The 17623-nt window shown below is 51.9% G+C and carries 19 protein-coding genes; 12 read left to right on the plus strand and 7 right to left on the minus strand.

The annotated features are described in order from the left end of the window. The first annotated feature begins 212 nt into the window (after nt 1–212). The 5 genes from ffh (at nt 213) to rplS (ending at nt 3742) form a co-directional block, all read left to right on the plus strand. Entirely contained in the window at nt 213–1586 is a 1374-nt protein-coding gene (gene ffh, locus AYI96_RS12305) for a signal recognition particle protein (RefSeq protein WP_039034760.1), read from the plus strand. A gap of 204 nt (nt 1587–1790) precedes the next feature. Further along, entirely contained in the window at nt 1791–2042 is a 252-nt protein-coding gene (rpsP, locus tag AYI96_RS12310; protein ID WP_025010564.1) for a 30S ribosomal protein S16, read from the plus strand. A gap of 21 nt (nt 2043–2063) precedes the next feature. Then, complete coding sequence (gene rimM / locus AYI96_RS12315) at nt 2064–2594, plus strand: ribosome maturation factor RimM (protein ID WP_025010565.1); 531 nt, start codon at nt 2064–2066, stop codon at nt 2592–2594. A 16-nt stretch (nt 2595–2610) separates the two neighbouring features. After that, nucleotides 2611–3354, plus strand: a complete 744-nt coding sequence (trmD, locus tag AYI96_RS12320) for a tRNA (guanosine(37)-N1)-methyltransferase TrmD (protein WP_039034761.1) — start codon at nt 2611–2613, stop codon at nt 3352–3354. Nucleotides 3355–3388: 34 nt separating this feature from the next. Further along, nucleotides 3389–3742, plus strand: coding sequence for a 50S ribosomal protein L19 (gene rplS, locus AYI96_RS12325; RefSeq protein WP_039034762.1), 354 nt, complete (start codon nt 3389–3391; stop codon nt 3740–3742). A 1040-nt stretch (nt 3743–4782) separates the two neighbouring features. On the opposite strand, the gene AYI96_RS12330 is transcribed toward rplS, so the two are convergent. Further along, the gene (locus AYI96_RS12330; protein ID WP_039034764.1) at nt 4783–5172 is read right to left on the minus strand and encodes a DUF3301 domain-containing protein; all 390 of its coding nucleotides are present in this window, start codon (nt 5170–5172) and stop codon (nt 4783–4785) included. After that, nucleotides 5169–6182 carry a DUF3549 family protein gene (locus tag AYI96_RS12335; RefSeq protein WP_039034765.1) on the minus strand — a complete coding sequence of 338 codons (1014 nt, stop codon included), beginning with the start codon at nt 6180–6182 and terminating at the stop codon, nt 5169–5171. Before AYI96_RS12335 ends, AYI96_RS12330 begins: the two co-directional genes overlap by 4 nt. 104 nt (nt 6183–6286) lie before the next feature. Between AYI96_RS12335 and AYI96_RS12340 the strand changes: the two genes are divergently transcribed. Continuing rightward, on the plus strand, nt 6287–6610 hold the full coding sequence (locus AYI96_RS12340; RefSeq protein WP_071477055.1) for a YqcC family protein: 324 nt from the start codon (nt 6287–6289) through the stop codon (nt 6608–6610). Next, complete coding sequence (gene truC / locus AYI96_RS12345) at nt 6582–7424, plus strand: tRNA pseudouridine(65) synthase TruC (RefSeq protein WP_039034767.1); 843 nt, start codon at nt 6582–6584, stop codon at nt 7422–7424. Before AYI96_RS12340 ends, truC begins: the two co-directional genes overlap by 29 nt. Here truC and AYI96_RS20320 read toward each other — a convergent pair. Then, nucleotides 7421–7597 carry a hypothetical protein gene (locus tag AYI96_RS20320; protein WP_099049524.1) on the minus strand — a complete coding sequence of 59 codons (177 nt, stop codon included), beginning with the start codon at nt 7595–7597 and terminating at the stop codon, nt 7421–7423. The two genes, truC and AYI96_RS20320, sit on opposite strands and share 4 nt — an antisense overlap. A 127-nt stretch (nt 7598–7724) precedes the next feature. Here AYI96_RS20320 and AYI96_RS12350 point away from each other — a divergent pair, with 127 nt between their 5' ends. From AYI96_RS12350 to purU, 3 genes are all read left to right on the plus strand, one after another. Continuing rightward, nucleotides 7725–8189, plus strand: a complete 465-nt coding sequence (locus AYI96_RS12350; protein ID WP_071477065.1) for a flavodoxin — start codon at nt 7725–7727, stop codon at nt 8187–8189. Beyond that, nucleotides 8141–9622, plus strand: coding sequence for a PTS transporter subunit EIIC (locus AYI96_RS12355; protein WP_071477056.1), 1482 nt, complete (start codon nt 8141–8143; stop codon nt 9620–9622). Before AYI96_RS12350 ends, AYI96_RS12355 begins: the two co-directional genes overlap by 49 nt. A gap of 86 nt (nt 9623–9708) precedes the next feature. Continuing rightward, nucleotides 9709–10542 carry a formyltetrahydrofolate deformylase gene (gene purU, locus AYI96_RS12360; RefSeq protein ID WP_071477057.1) on the plus strand — a complete coding sequence of 278 codons (834 nt, stop codon included), beginning with the start codon at nt 9709–9711 and terminating at the stop codon, nt 10540–10542. Nucleotides 10543–10567: 25 nt separating this feature from the next. Here purU and AYI96_RS12365 read toward each other — a convergent pair whose 3' ends face one another. From AYI96_RS12365 to map, 4 genes are all read right to left on the minus strand, one after another. Beyond that, nucleotides 10568–10933 (minus strand): DUF3718 domain-containing protein, encoded by a 366-nt coding sequence (locus AYI96_RS12365; RefSeq protein WP_039034770.1) that lies wholly within the window; start codon nt 10931–10933, stop codon nt 10568–10570. 257 nt (nt 10934–11190) lie between these two features. Next, entirely contained in the window at nt 11191–12015 is an 825-nt protein-coding gene (dapD, locus tag AYI96_RS12370; RefSeq protein WP_028779848.1) for a 2,3,4,5-tetrahydropyridine-2,6-dicarboxylate N-succinyltransferase, read from the minus strand. A gap of 17 nt (nt 12016–12032) precedes the next feature. Beyond that, the gene (gene glnD, locus AYI96_RS12375; protein WP_071477058.1) at nt 12033–14612 is read right to left on the minus strand and encodes a bifunctional uridylyltransferase/uridylyl-removing protein GlnD; all 2580 of its coding nucleotides are present in this window, start codon (nt 14610–14612) and stop codon (nt 12033–12035) included. A gap of 20 nt (nt 14613–14632) precedes the next feature. Further along, complete coding sequence (gene map / locus AYI96_RS12380) at nt 14633–15436, minus strand: type I methionyl aminopeptidase (RefSeq protein ID WP_039034773.1); 804 nt, start codon at nt 15434–15436, stop codon at nt 14633–14635. Nucleotides 15437–15851: 415 nt separating this feature from the next. Between map and rpsB the strand changes: the two genes are divergently transcribed. After that, nucleotides 15852–16580, plus strand: a complete 729-nt coding sequence (gene rpsB, locus AYI96_RS12385) for a 30S ribosomal protein S2 (protein ID WP_025010979.1) — start codon at nt 15852–15854, stop codon at nt 16578–16580. 132 nt (nt 16581–16712) lie between these two features. After that, complete coding sequence (gene tsf, locus AYI96_RS12390) at nt 16713–17564, plus strand: translation elongation factor Ts (protein WP_028779851.1); 852 nt, start codon at nt 16713–16715, stop codon at nt 17562–17564. The last annotated feature ends 59 nt before the right edge of the window (nt 17565–17623 follow it).

Below are 17623 nucleotides of genomic sequence, written 5' to 3' on the forward strand. Positions count from 1 at the left end.
GGTAATTGGGCAGTGACCCAGACGACAAAATTACTCAGTGCCCAGTAGATTAGTGCGTAATAAAGGGTAATTGGTTCCCGTCAAAAACATTCATTTGTACCTTGATAAGCGTCTATTTAACCCCATGTTGAGAACAGGGCTGCATTAATACTCCGGCTATAGTTATAATATGCCCCATCATTTTACATTCATAAACGGTATAGAACTGGACGATGTTTGAGAATCTCACCGACAGATTGTCCCGCACCCTGAAAAATATCAGTGGTCGGGGTCGCTTGACTGAAGAGAACGTGAAGGACACCCTGCGCGAAGTTCGTATGGCACTGCTGGAGGCCGATGTGGCTCTGCCTGTGGTGCGGGAATTTGTCAGCAGCGTCAAAGAACGTGCCGTTGGCCAGGAAGTGGCTAAGAGCCTGACCCCTGGGCAGGTATTTGTCAAAATCGTTCAGAGTGAACTGGAAAAAGCCATGGGGGAGGCCAACGAGGCTCTCAATCTGGCCGCTCAGCCACCTGCTGTATTGATGATGGCAGGACTGCAGGGCGCGGGTAAAACCACCAGTGTTGCCAAGCTGGGTAAGTTCCTGCGAACCAGACAGAAGAAGTCTGTGCTTGTGGTCAGTGCCGACGTATACCGTCCGGCGGCGATCAAGCAGCTGGAAACCCTGGCCAATGAAGTCGAAGTCGAATTCTTCCCATCGGACGTCAGTCAAAAGCCGGTAGATATTGCCAATGCCGCCATCGCTTACGCCAAGCGTAAGTTTATTGATGTAGTCATTCTGGATACCGCCGGTCGCCTGCATGTGGACGAGGCGATGATGGATGAAATCAAGGCGCTGCACGCTGCGGTCAAGCCGGTTGAAACCCTGTTTGTGGTCGACGCCATGACAGGTCAGGATGCGGCCAATACTGCCAAGGCCTTTAATGAAGCGCTGCCGCTGACCGGGGTGATCCTCACCAAGGTGGATGGTGATGCCAGAGGCGGTGCCGCCCTGTCCATTCGTCACATCACAGGTAAACCGATTAAGTTCCTGGGTGTGGGTGAAAAAACTGATGCGCTCGAGCCTTTCCATCCAGACCGGGTAGCTTCCCGTATTCTGGGAATGGGGGACGTGTTGTCGCTCATCGAAGAAGTTGAGCGCGGTGTCGATAAGGAAAAAGCCCTTAAGCTGGCTTCTAAAGTGAAGTCCGGCGGCAGTTTTGACCTGGAAGACTTCCGTGAGCAGCTGCAGCAGATGAAGAATATGGGCGGCATGATGGGGATGCTGGAAAAACTACCCGGCGTTGGTCAACTGCCTCCCGATGCTTTGGCGCAGGTGCAAAACGGTAAGCTCACAGGTCAGATGGAAGCTATTATTAACTCCATGACGCCAAATGAACGTAAGCGTCCGGATATGATCAAAGGCTCACGAAAACGCCGCATCGCTGCCGGTTCAGGCACTCAAATTCAAGATGTAAACCGCTTGCTGAAGCAGTTTACCCAGATGCAGAAAATGATGAAGAAAATGTCTGCCAAAGGCGGCATGCATAAGATGATGCGCGGCCTGGGAGGCATGCTGCCTCCGGGAATGAAATTCCCCGGTCGCTGATACCAAATGACATTACCTGATGTTCTTAACTATTGTCCCGCTTGGGATAAGCTGTGAATGGGCGTTGTAAAATTAGCCGGGATCGGTTGCAATCGCCCGAAAGTCAGGTAAAATCTTCCGGCTTTCTATCTGGGACTCTTCGCGAACACGGGGTTCCAGTTTTTATTTTTGCTGAAAAGCAAATCATTAGAGGATAAAGAACGCATGGTTACCATTCGTTTAGCTCGTGGTGGCGCGAAAAAGCGTCCATTTTACAACATCGTTGTTGCTGATAGCCGCAATGCCCGTGACGGTCGTTTCATCGAGCGTGTAGGTTTCTTCAACCCTCTGGCCAAAGGTCAGGAAGAAACTCTGCGCCTGGATCTGGACCGTGTTGAGCACTGGGTTTCAAACGGTGCTGCAACTACAGAACGCGTAGCAAAACTGATTAAAGACGCTCGTAAAGCAGCTGCTTAATAGCGTTTAAGGTATAGATTGATGAGCAGTAACCCACAGCCAATCGTGTTGGGCAAACTTGGTTCCAGCTATGGCATTAAAGGTTGGCTGAAAATCACCGCCTATACCGATTCTGTTGAAGGTATTTTTGACTATTCACCTTGGCTCATTAAAGAGCAGGGCGAATGGCGTGAAGTGAAGGTCACCCAGTGGCGCTATCAGGGCAAGGCGGTTGTTGCCGCACTTGAAGGGGTAGAGACGCGGGAGCGGGCGCAGATGCTCACTAACTGTGAGATCGGCATACTGCCTGAGCAGATGAAAGACCTGCCGGAAGATGAATTCTACTGGCGCGATCTTATCGGCTGCGAAGTGATCAACACCAAGGGCTACAACATGGGCAAGGTCGATCAGATCGTGGAAACAGGATCCAACGACGTCTTGCTGGTGAAGGCCAACGCCAAAGATAGCTTTGGCAAAGCGGAACGTATGATCCCCTTTGTCACCGAACAGTTCATCAAAGAGGTGAACGTTTCGGCAAAACAGATTTTAGTGGATTGGGATCCGGACTTCTGAGTCGAGGAAACAGCTTATGTGGTTAGGGGTCATCACCCTGTTCCCGGAGATGTTTCGAGCAGTAACAGACTTTGGCGTGACGGGTCGGGCCGTGAAGAATGGCCTGCTGGAAGTACAGACGTGGAATCCCAGGGATTTCACCCATGATAGACACAACACTGTGGACGACAGACCTTATGGTGGTGGTCCCGGAATGTTGATGATGGTTCAGCCCCTTCGCGATGCCATTCATGCAGCCAAGGCTGCGGCAGGTGAGGGAGCCAAGGTGATATATCTGTCACCTCAGGGACGCAAGCTGACTCAGCAAGGCGTGTCTGAGTTGGCACTATCATCCAAGCTGATCCTGGTGTGCGGTCGCTACGAAGGTATCGATGAGCGCATCATTCAGACGGAAGTGGATGAGGAGTGGTCGGTTGGTGATTACGTGCTCTCGGGCGGTGAATTGCCGGCAATGACCCTGATAGATTCGGTTTCGAGACTGGTTCCCGGCGTGCTGGGCAAACAGGCCTCGGCAGAGCAGGATTCCTTCTCTGACGGATTATTGGATTGTCCTCACTATACCCGGCCTGAATGTCTTGATGGACTGGATGTTCCGGCGGTGTTGCTCAGCGGCAACCACGAACAAATTAGACGCTGGCGTCTACAGCAGAGTTTGATAAGAACACTGCAGCGACGGCCAGAATTATTTGAAAATCTAGCTCTGACTGACGAACAGACGACTCTATTAGCGCAGTTCGTTGACGCAATGGACTCAGCCTAGTCGCAGCTCAGTTAATTCTAGAACGGAGTAAGTTATGAACAACATCATTAAAATGCTCAACGATGAGCAAATGAAAAAAGACGTACCTGATTTCGGTGCCGGTGATACCGTAGTCGTTCAGGTTCGTGTTAAAGAAGGTGACAAAGAGCGTCTGCAGGCCTTTGAAGGCGTGGTTATCGCTAAGCGTAACCGCGGTCTGCACTCCGCATTTACCGTACGTAAGATCTCTAATGGTGAAGGTGTTGAGCGTGCTTTCCAAACGCACAGCCCAATGATTTCCAGCATCGAAGTTAAGCGTCGTGGTCGCGTTCGTCGTGCCAAGCTGTACTATCTGCGTGAGCGTTCAGGTAAGTCTGCACGTATCCGTGAGAAGCTGGCTACTAAGTAAGCCGCTACATAAAGACGCAAGTGTTCGCACAGAGACCCGCCTATATGGCGGGTTTTTGTTTTCAGCCGTAAATCACCTCCATAGCAGAAGGTGGACATTCAGCTATGCCAGACGAAGGTTTCTATTAGAAATTTCCCCCCGCAGTAATCACTGCTCAGCTTTCATCTTGGAAATGTAAACCCTAAATATCGCATATGGGCATAAGCTCCTGGCAAGCGGCTTTTATAGAAAAGCGTTAATGTATTTTAGGGTGACACTATTATCTTCTATTGAGATTATTGATGTTTGGGTGATTCTGTTGCAGGTTTATAGGCGATATGTTTTTTACTACACATCGTTTTCCATTAAAGCCGGGCTTGGTGTGCGAGATATCTCACAAGGTTGTGAGACAAACAAGAATTAAATAGCGGGTTTTGTCACTAAAAAATAATTAAACCATTTAAAATTAATTACTTACCAACCTTGTTTTGATTGCTGCAAAAAAGTTACAAGAGTTATTGGGCGGTTTGTGTACAACTCCTGGGCCGGGATTGTATTAGTATTTAAATCATCCAAGGACAAGGATGATTCAGGGAACAAGGTCAGGAAGGCCTCAACCGTGAGGAACACGGTCCAGGGATAACTCAAGGAAGATGCTTATCAGGATGATGGCAAACAGGGAAAGCTACTGACCCAAGGAATATGGTCAGCGTCAGGAAGACGAAACAGGATGTATTGAAAGGATGCACAAGGACGATACAGGACACGCTTAAGGACAGAGCAAGGCCCGATCAAGGGATAATCGGGACTAAGGGAACAGGTACGCAAGTACAGGGACTCACCAGGATGGTACAGGGAGCGCAGGACGCACGGCAGACGCATGGATGGTGCAGGGAAGCAACTTAATAGCTGGAAGGCTTAACAGAGAAACAGATGGGCGCGGCTTAATTGTCGCGCCCTTTCTTATTTCGGGGCTTTGAGAATAGATAAACTCAGTCGCTCCATACTCTGAATTTTAATGGCAGAACAACCCTAACTAGCTTTCATGGGTAGAGAAGGCCTCATCGACACCTGCCCGAATTGCACCCCCCTCCTGAGCCACAACCGCCACCGACACTGCCCCTGGCCGTTGGCGCTTCATGCCATTCGGGTTCGGGAAAGATGGGCCATTCGATTTTCTGGATTTGTTTGCCGTGCATCAGAATATGGCCGCGATACTGGTTGATGCCATCGGTACTGAACTCAAACATAAAGCGTGCCTTCCAGCACAGACCATTCCGGCCACCTATGCTGGGACGCGCCGACTCCATGGCGATGGCAAGCATCTGCACCTTTTGTCGCTGGCATTCCCTTTCGGCAAATACCCGGCTGAGTTCGGCCATTTGTCGCAGCTGCCAGAAAAACGCAGCAATCATAACCAGCGCTGCGATCAGTAGAAAATCTGTCATCATTCTGTGGTCGCCCTGAACAGACCGCCAATGGCGCCGGATAGGCGGTCACTGCGGTGAGGATTGCGAAGTTCGCTCAATACCTGGGTACGTATCCCGGGTATGGCCACAATATCAGCAAAGATTTGATTAAAGAAGCTTTGCTCCTGTAAAGCCAAAGCCTCGAGATAAATTTTGCGGCATCCATCCTGTTTCAGACTAAGCCAGCAGCGGGCGGCGATGGCAACCAAGGCATCAATATTTAGCGCTTGTTGCTTGTTCAGCTCAGTTATCGCCTGTTGGCAGAGTTCGGGGTGAGACGCCAAGGCGCGAAGGAAGTAAACCTTATGTTCGGGGGCCGCTTCTTTGAATGCCTGGAAGAGCGTTTCGGCAAGTGGCTCAGGCAGCAATATATGTTCCAATTGCTGGCAAAGGGCAATCTGTACCTCGGTGGCGCCTTTGTTCAATCCTTGTTGCAACAGGGCTGAGTGGTCCAGTTCATTGACCCTGGCACAGATATCCGCCAGCCCTTGCAGTCCCAGATGTTGCCAGTTTTCGGCTGCCACCTTGCCGCTCAGGTATTGGCAGGCATATTCATACTGTACAGAAGCGGCTTGTCCCAATTGTTTACGCACCAAGGCGTTGAACAGGGCCAATTTTTCCTGCGATGGCTTGAAACTGAAGGGATGATTGGCCATCTGTTGCTGCTGGGCTTCGCTCAGTTCACGGGTCAGGTTTTCCCCCATGGCTTCAAGCAGCATTTGAATAAACTGGCTACGCGCAGCTGGGACCAGGAGTCCGCGCTCATCCAAGGGTAATTTCAGGAACCAGATATATTGCTGATTGCTGCCATCCCAGAACACCAGGGCAAACTGGGCATGCCCTTGTATGGGAAAGGGGTAAGGGCTTTGAAGGGCTTCTATTTGATGAAAAGCCATGGGATCTATGTGCTGCACCCTGCGGCCGAGATCATAGACCTGATACTGGGTGTTGGCGGCGGTGAGAAGTTCGCTGAGGGTAGTGATACTGTCCATGCTCGTTTGACTCTTGTACAACAAATGCGGTGCATTATAGGGATAAGCTTGGCCCGATGGTATGATTGACGCCAATTTATTGTTTTGGATCTACGAGGTAACAGATGCCTTTTCTGGCGACTGAAAAACTCCTGTTGGCCATAGAGGTCGAATTGAAAGCGCTGGGAATGTGGAGCGCAACGGATCCTGGCGCGACTGCCATGGCCAGCCAGGCGCCCTTTGCCTGTGACAGTATGGCGTTTGAAGCCTGGTTGCAGTTTATTCTGTTGCCGAAAATGCGCGCGCTGATAGAAGCACAAATGCCGCTGCCATCAGCTATAGCAACTGCGCCTATGGCCGAGCATGTATGGGGTGAAGCGCCCACATATCGTAATTTGATCACTTTGTTGAGAACCTTGGATGAACTCCTTACCAAACAAGCAAGATGAGACCCAGCTTCAAGCCGAGATTTCGGAGCAATCTTTGACACCAGTGGATGAAGAGTGCCCCGAGATCCGTATCCTCTATGAAGATGAACACCTGGTTGCCATCCATAAACCGGCGGGATTACTGGTGCACAGAACCTATCTGGCGCGAAAAGAGCGTTTTTTCGCCATGCAGCTGACCCGGGATCTGGTGGGTTGCCATGTGTTTCCGGTGCACAGGTTGGATAGGCCTACTTCGGGCGTCTTGCTGTTTGCCAAAAGCAGTGAAGTTGCTGCTCTTCTGTGTCAGCAGTTTGCCGGGCGCGAGACGCGCAAGGAGTATCTGGCCCTGGTGCGCGGTAATATGCACCAAGCCGGTACACTGGACTATCCACTCAAAGAGGAATTGGATGCCGTGGCCGATAAAAATGCCGACCGCAACAAGGAAGCCCAGGATGCCATTACTCAATATGCGCCGTTGCTCAATGCCGAGATCCCTTTCCCGTCAGGGCGGTACCCCAGCAGTCGTTTTGCCTTGATGCGCCTCTCGCCGTTGACCGGACGTAAGCATCAGCTCAGAAGGCATATGGCTCATCTGCGTCACCCCATCATAGGTGACACCACCCACGGCGATGGCAAACAAAACCGTTTCTTTCGCGAACACTTCGGCCTCAACCGTTTATGGTTGCTGGCTCAGAGCTTGAGCTTCACTCACCCAAAGACAGGCGAACCCGTCACTATAGTGACAGAGCCGGAGGCTGAATGGCAGCAAGTGTTCGATGGCCTGGGCTGGGATGAGTCCCTGCTTGAGTCAGACAGCGGTTTACTGCTGGCTTAGGTTTCGTCTTTATTGGTGCGCTGGTGCATCATGTCAAGCAAGGGACGGTAAGCGTCGAGTGGATAGTGGGCATGGTGTTGGTCTTGTTGAGCGGCTCTAAAGTAACACATACGGCGAACATGAGTTGCCCTTTGATGTTGCTTCTGAAGTTTCTGTCTGCTGCTCTGTCGCATCGCTGCGTTTCCTTATCGCCAATGGCGTGTCGGCTGGGTGTCTGTTGATGCTTATGCTTGCAGCATAAGCAGACGATACAGTATGGTGGAGAACAATGAGTATTGACTCCGAGGTGCAGAGTATAACATGAAAAAAGTGAACCTGGTGTTTGGAACTGTCTATGGTAATGCCCAGTTTGTTGCCGAGACGCTCCAGAAGCAGCTCCAGACTCATGGCTTGGAAGCTAAACTTTGGCAAAGTCATGAGCTTAAAGGATATATACCGGCGGCCGATGAGTATCTGTTGCTGGTTTCTTCCACTACCGGGCAAGGGGATCTTCCGGATGATATTTTGCCCTGGTTTTTGGAACTGAAAGACACGGCCCCCTACTTGCCTGAGCTCAGGTACGGAGTTATTGCCCTGGGAGACTCGAGTTATGAGACCTTCTGCGGCGCAGGTAAACAATTGGATGAACTGTTTGCGGAGCTTGGCGCCAAACGTATCGGTGAACGTTTGGAGATTGATGCCTGCGAAACCATGGAACCCGAGGTCGAGGCTCAAGCATGGCTCAACAACTGGCTACCCCTGCTGAAAACAGAAGCGGGCGCCTGAAAGGCTTTTCACAACATTGGTTTAAGTTTGCTCAGCGCCTGAGTCAGGCGCTGCTTGTCCCCATAGCTATCCTGCCTGCTGCCGGAGTGATGAAAGGCCTGGCCAGCACGCCGACAGGTATTTTGTCTCCTTCGCTCAATGAGCTGTTTGCCACTACTGGCGATCTCATCTTCACTATGATGCCGTTGTTGTTTGCCATCGCGATTGCCATAGGCTTTTGCCGTGATCAGGGGATTGCCGCCTTCAGTGCTGCGTTCGGTTATGGGGTATTCAACTCAAGCTTATCGCTGCTGGCCTCGCAAAACCCCGTGCACACCTCGGTTTGGCTCGGAGTGGAAACCATAGATACAGGTATAGCCGGTGGCATGTTGCTTGGGGTAATGACCTGTTTGGCGATGGCCATGAGTCGTCATTTACGTTTGCCGGCTATCTTTTCCTTCTTTGAGGGACGCCGCAGCGCGCCATTGTTGATGCTGCCGTTGGCGGTGTTGCTGGCCTATTTGCTGGCGCTTATCTGGCCACCTTTGGCGCACTATATTGAGGTGTTCTCCAACTGGGCCGTGTATCAAAAGCCACAGCTGGCCTTTGCCATCTATGGCACAGTGGAACGCCTCTTGCTGCCGCTTGGACTGCATCATATCTGGAATGCGCCTTTCTACCTCGAGCTTGGGCAGTATTATCAGGATGGTCAATGGCTCAGAGGCGAAGTGGCGCGCTACCTCGCCGGCGATCCCCAGGCCGGCAACCTGGCCGGTGGCTATCTCATCAAAATGTGGGGCCTGCCAGCGGCGGCCCTGGCGATTTGGCGCTGTGCCGACAAGAGTGAACGCAATCGGCTGGCCGGCATTATGCTGTCGGCGGCGGCCACCAGTTGGCTCACCGGGGTAACTGAGCCGATTGAGTTTGCTTTCCTGTTTGTGGCGCCTTTGCTGTATCTGGTGCATGCACTGCTGACCGGGCTGGCTTATGCAGTCTGTATCTGGCTCGACATTCACTATGGGCTGGTGTTTTCCAACGGTTTGCTGGATTTTGCCCTTTTGTGGCATCAATCCGCCAACGCCGGTTGGTTTCTGATCCTGGGCCCCTTGACCGCAGTCATCTATTACCTGATTTTCCGGGCTTCCATCATGGCATTCAATCTTAAGACGCCGGGGCGGCTGGAGCCGGAAACCACTTCGGGCGGCAATCTGCTGGCCATGATAGGCGCGCTCGGCGGCGCCGCCAATATCCGCAACCTCAGCGCCTGTATGACCCGGTTGCGCCTGAGTGTTGAACGTCCTGAGCTGGTGGACAAGTCACGCTTGTTGGGATTGGGAGCCAAGGGCGTAATAGTGGTGGGGCAGGGCGTTCAGGTGGTGTTTGGCACCAAGGCCGAGACCTTGAGAGGGCTTTTGCAAAAGTATCTGGACAGCCGCCAGACAAGCCGGAGATAACGAGCTGCTTTTGATGAATAAATTTTAAGCGCGCCAGTGGCGAGACTGTGGCATATTCAAACTTTAATGCTGTAATCGGAGCCGATATGCCACGCAAAATACTGATGATTGATTGTGCCGATGAATATGGGCTTATCGCCAGAGTTACTGGGGTATGCTTTCAGCACAGACTGAATATCATCAAAAACAACGAGTTTGTCGATAATCAGCAGGGGCGCTTTTTCATGCGTACCGAGCTTGAAGGTGAGTTCGATGAAGCTAAGCTGTTAGAAGAATTGGCTGAAGTTCTGCCCAAGCAAAACCATATGAAACTGGTGGATGCCGGACGCAAGCGCATAGTGGTGTTGGCGACCAAGGAGGCCCATTGCCTTGGTGATCTCTTGATGAAAACCTACTATGGTGCCCTCGATGTGGAAATAGCCGCCATAGTGGCCAACTACGATACGCTGGCACCGCTGGCGGCCAAGTTTGAGGTGCCTTTTCATCATGTCAGCCATCAGGGGCTGGATCGCAGCGCCCATGAGCGTGCCATGTTGGATATTATCGCCGGCTATCAGCCTGAATACCTGGTACTGGCCAAATATATGCGGGTGCTTACCCCTGAGTTTGTCGAGCAGTATCCCAATAAGATCATCAATATTCATCACTCCTTTCTGCCGGCCTTTATTGGCGCCAATCCCTATCGTCAGGCGTGGGAGCGCGGGGTGAAAATTATTGGGGCCACGGCGCACTTTGTGAATAACTGTTTGGATGAGGGGCCTATCATTAAGCAGGATGTTATCCCTGTGGATCACAGTTACAGCGCGGCAGATATGGCCAAAGCCGGCCGAGATGTGGAAAAAAGTGTTCTCAGCCGGGGTCTGGCGCTGGTACTCAATGAACAGGTCGTGGTGTACGGCAACAAAACCTTGGTATTTTAATCCGAGTGTTTTGGGCTCAGTGAGTTCAGCGGAAACTCACGTAGAGTTTTTCCTCCTCTGGGATCATGGCCATATCGGAAATGGTCACTTTGCCGGGCAGGAAGCGGCCAATCTTTTTGGCTGTGCGATCGGCGCCATGACTCATGGCAAATTGATGCAGTGACTCACCATTGCACACCAGTCGAGGGAATACTCGCTGTTCATTGATCCGGTACTCACGCAAGGTGGTGGAAAACTCTATCATGCTGTTGCTGGCACTGGATTTACAGACCTGGATCAACGCCTGCTCAATATAAGGATCCATTGCGGCCTGGGCACTGAGAGAGCCGAAGCTCAGGCCGGCGACAGCCAGTAATACTGCGCCGGTGCGGGTACGTTGGCAAAGGTTCATGGCTTGCTCCTTTTCGGGATGCTTCAAGTACCATTTAAGTACAGTCGCAGCAGCGGCATTTGCCAGCGATTGAATAGAGGCTTTCTGTCAGCAGTTGTTGCTGTTTGGGCAGGGTGTGTCCCAAGGTGTGGAAGTTTGTCTCTTGGTAAGTAAATGTGTCTGCCTGTGCCCTTATGGGCAGAGCAGACAGACACATAGATGGGGATACTGACCTAATAAAGTGTTTATTGCTCTAGGTCAGTTCCCGAGGGCAAGGGTCAGTCGACCATCCGCAGCAGTTCGTTGATACCCACTTTTCCGCGGGTCTTCTCGTCTACCTTCTTGACTATGATGGCGGCATAAAGATTGTACTTGCCGCAGCTGGAGGGCAGAGTGCCTGACACCACCACAGAACCTGCTGGAACCCGGCCATAGTGAATTTCGCCGGTTTCGCGGTCATAGATGCGGGTGCTCTGGCCGATATAGACCCCCATGGAGATCACTGAGCCTTCCTCGACCACGACTCCTTCAACGATTTCAGAGCGGGCACCGATAAAGCAATTGTCTTCAATAATGGTCGGGCCGGCCTGCAGTGGCTCGAGTACGCCACCGATGCCGACACCGCCGGAGAGATGCACGTTTTTACCAATTTGCGCGCAGGAGCCAACCGTGGCCCAGGTGTCGACCATGGTGCCTTCATCCACATAGGCGCCCAGGTTAACGTAGGAGGGCATAAGCACAGTGTTTTTACCGATGAAAGAGCCTTTGCGCACCGCAGCCGGTGGCACAACACGTATGGCTTCGGCGCGAAAACGCGCTTCATCATAGTCGGCAAACTTCTGTGGTACCTTGTCGAAATACTTGGTTTCGGCCCCGTCGATTACGCCATTGTCGAAGATGCGGAAAGACAGCAAAACGGCTTTCTTGAGCCATTGGTGCACATGCCATTGGCCGTCCAGTTTCTCGGCCACTCGGGCCTCGCCTCTGTCCAGCATGTCAATCACTCGTTCCACGTCGGCACGCAGCTCGGCGTCAACTGTGGTTGGGCTTATCTGTGCGCGAGCTTCAAAAGCCGCCTCAATACGTTGGCGTAAAGCCTCCATTGGTTTCTCCCGTTTACTTAGGTTGTTGGGGTCCCGAATTGGGACAGGGCACTGATCAGTGACTCTTTCAGCCTGTGTTGCTGGGCTTCATCCAGTGCCAGTCCCTGATTGGTTTGTAGAATAAAAAAGTCCTCAGCGCGCTCGCCTATCGTGGTGATCTTGGCCGCCAGCAGGGTGACATCACAGCGATAGAAGGTTTCACCTATCTTGGCCAGCAGACCTGGGCTATCCAAGGCTATCAGCTCCATCATACTTGTACCATGGCGGCGGGTAGGCAGAAAACTGACCTGAGTCGGAACTTTAAAAGGTTTCATCTTGCGCGACAACTTGCGAAAGCGCGGGATCTTGGGTTGTTCGCCACTGAGCGCTTTGCCAAGGGCCTTGCGGATACTTTGTATCCGCGATAACTGACTTACCGCCTTGCCGTCCTGCTCGAGGATCACAAAGGTATCCAAAGCGTAATTGTCCTTGGATGTCATGATGTTGGCATCATGAACATTGATATTCTTGTTGTCCAGCACCGCCATCACAGTGGCAAACAGCTTGGGTTTGTCCTGGCAGTAGACAAACAGCTCTGTGCCGCCACGGGTGGTGTGTTTGGATACCATTACCAGCGGTTCATCCTGCTTGTGCTTTAGAATGGCCTCAGCGTGCCAGGCGATTTGATTGGGTTGATGACGCAAAAAGTAATCGGCCTTGAATCTCTGCCACAACAGATCCAGCGCTTTTTCCTTGAAGCCGCGCCGCAGCAACTCTTTCTTGGCTTTAGCTTGATGCTCCCGTACCCGGGCACGAATATCCACCGGCTTTTCTTTACCGCGGGCAAGCACTCTCTGAGTGGCAAAATAGAGATCCCTGAGCAGGGAGCCCTTCCAGTTGTTCCAGGTTTTTTCATTGGTGGCACAGATATCGGCTACCGTCAGGCAGTAGAGGTAACTCAGGTGCACCGCATCGCGAACTTTATCGGCAAAGTCGGCGACCACTTCCGGATCGGAAATATCCCGCCGCTGGGCGACAATCGACATCAACAGATGATTTTCTACCAACCAGCTGACCAAGCGGCCGTCGTGGTCGTTGAGACCGTGCAGTTTGCAAAATTCCAGCGCATCGACTGCGCCGAGCTTACTGTGATCGCCGCCGCGGCCTTTGGCGATGTCGTGGAAAATGGCCGCCAATACCAGCAGCCCCTTTTTTGGCAATTGATTGATCAGCACAGAGCCGAGTGGGAATTCCTCTTTCTGTTCTGCCTGGGCAAATTTGTCGATATTGAGCAGCAGCCTGTGGGTGTGTTCATCTACCGTGTAGGCGTGGAAGAGGTCAAACTGCATCTGGCCTTCAATGGCGCGCCAGGCAGGTAAATAAGCCGACATCACTCCGTGTTTGTGCATTAGCGACAGGGCGGCAATACCGCGAGCATGACGGAGAATTTCCATAAATACTCTACGGCAGCCCTCCCGGGCCATCAGCGGTTGCGGCTGGGCGCGTCTGGCTCTTCTCAGCGCCCTCAGGGTTGGCGCGTAAATTCCCTGAATGTTGGAATTGCGGGCCACATGCAAAAACAGCCTGACGATCTCTTCCGGATCGTCAAACAGCGCCAAGTCCAGCGCCTCGATAAAGCGACCGCGGCGCTGATAGTGTTCATCTATAGGCTGGATTTCCAGCGCCTGAGTGTGTCCCAGGGTGGCGCGTTTGAACAGTTGCAGCAGCATCTCGTTGAGCTCCATCACCCGCCGCACTGTGCGGTAATAGTGCTTCATCATCTGCTCGACCGCCAGTTGGGTAGCGTCTTCGTAACCCATGAGGCCGGCTACCTGACGCTGCAAGTCAAACAGCAAACGGTTTTCGTCGCGGCCCGATGCCAGGTGCAGGGCAAATCTCAGCTCCCAGAGGAAGTGCTGACACTCAAGCAGCTCTTCGAGTTCTACCTGCTCCAAAAAGCCGTGTCCGACCAGTTCTTCAAGTCTGGCGGCATCGAAGTGGCGCATAGCGACCCAGGCTATGGTCTGAATATCCCTCAGGCCACCGGGGCAGGTCTTGATATTGGGCTCAAGATCGAAGGCGTTGGCCCTGGCATGGCGGGCACGTTGTTCATCTCGCTTGGCATTGAAAAATTCGTTTGAGGGCCAGAATTGGTGCTCGCGAATCGCGTCGTAGAGAGTATCAAACAGGATTTCCGGGCCGGTAAGCAGTCTGGCTTCCAATAGGTTGGTGGCTATGGTGATGTCTTGTCGACCCTGTTGCAAGGTTTCTTTCAAGGTTCTGACACTGTGACCGATTTCAAGACCAGCGTCCCAGAGAAAGGCGATATAAGCACTGAGCCTGCTCTCGGCTGCTGGGTCCAGGTTGTCATCCACCAGAAACAGCAGATCTATGTCCGAGTAGGGATGCAGCTCACCGCGGCCATAGCCGCCGACGGCGATAAGAGCGATGGGATAAGCATCCAAGCCTTCGGCCTGCCATTGTTCAATCAGCTGCTTATCGACAAAGCGACAGCGGCTGGTAACCAGTTCGACTATCTTTTCTCGCGAGGTAAACCTGTCAAACAGGGCTTGATTCTGCTCACAAAGTGCCGTTTTGGCTGCCAGCGCTGTGCTCATTCTATTCCTTGGGTGACGCCTTATTTGGCGTGATTGATGATCCTCGGGAAATCTTCCTCGGCGCGCAGCGTCAGAACTTCTACGCCGGTTTCGGTGATTAACAGAGTATGTTCCCACTGAGCTGAATTTTTACCATCTGAGGTGGTGACAGTCCAGCCGTCATCCTTATTCAGTACAGAAGTGTGGCGACCGGCGTTGATCATCGGCTCAATGGTAAAGCACATGCCAGGGCGTAGTATGGTCTTGTCGTTGTTTCTGTAGTGCACCACCTGTGGTTCTTCGTGGAAGCCGGCGCCGATACCGTGACCGCAGTAATCCTGCACGATTGAATATTTGTCCAGGCCTGACTTGCTGGCCTTGATAAACTTCTCAACTGTGGTACCAATCTCGCCCAGCTGCATGCCGGGGCGAACTTTACGGATGGCGGCGTAGAGGCTCTCCTGGGCGATACGGCACAGGCGGCGATCTTTCGGGCTGACATCACCGATCAGGAACATTTTGGAAGTGTCGCCGTGATAACCGTCCTTGATAACTGTGATATCAATGTTAAGGATATCGCCGTCCTTGAGCACGCGATCACTGGGAATACCGTGGCAGATCACCTCATTGATAGAGGTGCAGATGGACTTGGGAAAACCGTGGTAATTGAGCGGCGCGGAGATGGCGCCCTGTTCTTCGGTGTACTTGGCGCAGATATCGTTGAGTTCGTTGGTACTGACCCCGACCTTGACGTGTGGGGCTATCATTTCCAACACATTGGCGGCCAGCTTGCCGGCGGCGCGCATTTTCTCAATTTCTTCTGCTGTCTTGATGACTATACTCATGGGGCTTTCTCTTAATAACGAGTGCCTTGGCCAAGGCCAATTCACCTTGTTTGTGAAACGGTAAAATAACGCTACTGACGCGGCTTTGAACTGAGTTTAAGGCCGACATGAGAGCGGTAAAAAGTTTGTGTTTGCCGGCGATTTATGGTATAAAGCGCGCCGTTATGTTTGACTCTAAGTGACTTTGAGTTGACGACTCTATGAGTTCGAATTAGCTTCAAGTCGGCTGCCTTTGATGGGGGAACCCATTTTGTCGGCAGGTAAGAGTAAAGATGGCGGCCATTATACATGGCATTTAACTCAAATACTAAATCACACACGTATCGACACATTCTTCGGGGTGCCCGCGGCTTGACCAAAGGGTCGAAGACATGGGATGCGTGGAGGTCTAACCCCTTAAATTAAGGTATAGAAAATGACTACAGTTTCAATGCGCGATATGCTCCAGGCCGGTGTACACTTCGGTCACCAAACCCGTTACTGGAACCCTAAGATGAAGCCTTTCATCTTCGGTGCTCGCAACGGTGTACACATCATCAACCTCGAGCACACTGTGCCAATGTTCAATGAAGCTCTGGCTTTCATCAGCAACATTGCTTCCAAGAAAGGTAAAATCCTGTTCGTAGGCACCAAGCGCGCTGCCAGTGAAGCCATCAAAGAAGCTGCCGTATCTTGCGAGCAGTTCTACGTGGACAAGCGCTGGCTCGGCGGTATGCTGACCAACTGGAAAACCGTTCGTCAGTCAATCAAGCGCCTGAAAGATCTGGAAACCCAGTCTGTTGACGGTACTTTCGACAAGCTGACCAAGAAAGAAGCGCTGATGCGTACCCGTGAGCTGGAAAAGCTTGAGAAGTCTCTGGGTGGTATCAAGAACATGGGCGGTCTGCCAGACGCCATTTTCGTTATCGGTGCCGACCATGAACACATCGCTATCAAAGAAGCCAACAACCTGGGTATCCCAGTTGTTGCCGTAGTAGATACCAACTCTGCTCCAGATGGCGTTGACTACATCATTCCTGGTAACGACGACGCTATGCGTGCAATCCGTTTGTATGCTGAGTCTGTAGCTGCTGCTGCCAAAGCTGGCCGTGGTCAGGACCTGGCTGTTCAAGCTGAAGAAGACGGTTTCATCGAAGCTGAATAATAAGGTGCGATGCTAGTACATCACCCTTATTAACCAAGAGATATGATTGGTTAACAGGGGCCATATGGCCCCTGTTTTATACCTACTTATCAATAGGTTAAATTTGTCGAATTATCAATTGAGGATTTAACAATGGCAATTACTGCTGCCCTGGTTAAAGAACTGCGCGACCGTACTGGCGCAGGCATGATGGATTGTAAAAAAGCCCTGACCGAAACTAACGGTGATATCGAAGCTGCAATCGATAACATGCGTAAGAGCGGCGCGGCTAAAGCGGCCAAGAAAGCCGGTAACATCGCTGCCGAAGGTACTATCCTGATCAAAAACGGTGCTGGTTACACTGCTCTGGTTGAAGTTAACTGCCAGACTGACTTCGTAGCAAAAGACTCTAACTTCCTGGCTTTCGCCAACGAAGTTCTGGACGCTGCCGCTGCTGCCAAAGTGACTGTTGAAGATCTGAAAGCCCAGTTCGAAGAAGCACGTGTTGCCCTGGTTGCCAAAATCGGTGAAAACATCAATGTTCGTCGCGTTGAGTACATCGACGGTGACAAGATGGCTTTCTATCGTCACGGCGATCGCATCGGTGTTGTTGTTACCGGTGAAGCCGATGAAGAAACGCTGAAGCACATTGCAATGCACGTTGCTGCCTCTAAGCCTGAGTACGTTAACCCAGAAGACGTTCCAGCTGAAGTGGTTGAGAAAGAGCGTTCCGTTCAAGTTGAAATCGCTATGAACGAAGGCAAGCCTCAGGAAATCGCTGAGAAGATGGTTGCCGGCCGCATGAAGAAGTTCACCGGTGAGGTTTCTCTGACTGGTCAACCATTCATCATGGAGCCAAAGAAAACTGTTGGCGAAGTTCTGAAAGAGAAAGGCGCCACTGTGACTAACTTCATCCGCTTGGAAGTGGGTGAAGGTATCGAGAAGAAAGAAGAAGATTTTGCTTCTGAAGTAGCTGCCCAAATCGCTGCTTCCAAGAAGGCTTAATCGCCAATTCTTAACCCTCCCAAGACCGCAGCAGCCGCTGCGGTCTTGTTATGACCAGG

Origin of the sequence: Shewanella sp. MSW (assembly GCF_007636515.1) — a bacterium.
GTDB lineage: Bacteria > Pseudomonadota > Gammaproteobacteria > Enterobacterales > Shewanellaceae > Shewanella > Shewanella indica.

Coding starts and splice junctions, on each gene's coding strand:
- rpsP (WP_025010564.1), top strand. CDS start 1,791: ATGGTTACCATTCGTTTAGCTCGTGGTGGCGCGAAAAAGCGTCCATTT.
- map (WP_039034773.1), bottom strand. CDS start 15,436: ATGAGTATAGTCATCAAGACAGCAGAAGAAATTGAGAAAATGCGCGCC.
- ffh (WP_039034760.1), top strand. CDS start 213: ATGTTTGAGAATCTCACCGACAGATTGTCCCGCACCCTGAAAAATATC.
- AYI96_RS12335 (WP_039034765.1), bottom strand. CDS start 6,182: ATGGACAGTATCACTACCCTCAGCGAACTTCTCACCGCCGCCAACACC.
- tsf (WP_028779851.1), top strand. CDS start 16,713: ATGGCAATTACTGCTGCCCTGGTTAAAGAACTGCGCGACCGTACTGGC.
- purU (WP_071477057.1), top strand. CDS start 9,709: ATGCCACGCAAAATACTGATGATTGATTGTGCCGATGAATATGGGCTT.
- AYI96_RS12365 (WP_039034770.1), bottom strand. CDS start 10,933: ATGAACCTTTGCCAACGTACCCGCACCGGCGCAGTATTACTGGCTGTC.
- AYI96_RS12330 (WP_039034764.1), bottom strand. CDS start 5,172: ATGATGACAGATTTTCTACTGATCGCAGCGCTGGTTATGATTGCTGCG.
- AYI96_RS12340 (WP_071477055.1), top strand. CDS start 6,287: ATGCCTTTTCTGGCGACTGAAAAACTCCTGTTGGCCATAGAGGTCGAA.
- trmD (WP_039034761.1), top strand. CDS start 2,611: ATGTGGTTAGGGGTCATCACCCTGTTCCCGGAGATGTTTCGAGCAGTA.
- rpsB (WP_025010979.1), top strand. CDS start 15,852: ATGACTACAGTTTCAATGCGCGATATGCTCCAGGCCGGTGTACACTTC.
- rplS (WP_039034762.1), top strand. CDS start 3,389: ATGAACAACATCATTAAAATGCTCAACGATGAGCAAATGAAAAAAGAC.
- AYI96_RS12355 (WP_071477056.1), top strand. CDS start 8,141: ATGGCTCAACAACTGGCTACCCCTGCTGAAAACAGAAGCGGGCGCCTG.
- dapD (WP_028779848.1), bottom strand. CDS start 12,015: ATGGAGGCTTTACGCCAACGTATTGAGGCGGCTTTTGAAGCTCGCGCA.
- AYI96_RS12350 (WP_071477065.1), top strand. CDS start 7,725: ATGAAAAAAGTGAACCTGGTGTTTGGAACTGTCTATGGTAATGCCCAG.
- glnD (WP_071477058.1), bottom strand. CDS start 14,612: ATGAGCACAGCGCTGGCAGCCAAAACGGCACTTTGTGAGCAGAATCAA.
- rimM (WP_025010565.1), top strand. CDS start 2,064: ATGAGCAGTAACCCACAGCCAATCGTGTTGGGCAAACTTGGTTCCAGC.
- truC (WP_039034767.1), top strand. CDS start 6,582: ATGAACTCCTTACCAAACAAGCAAGATGAGACCCAGCTTCAAGCCGAG.
- AYI96_RS20320 (WP_099049524.1), bottom strand. CDS start 7,597: ATGCGACAGAGCAGCAGACAGAAACTTCAGAAGCAACATCAAAGGGCA.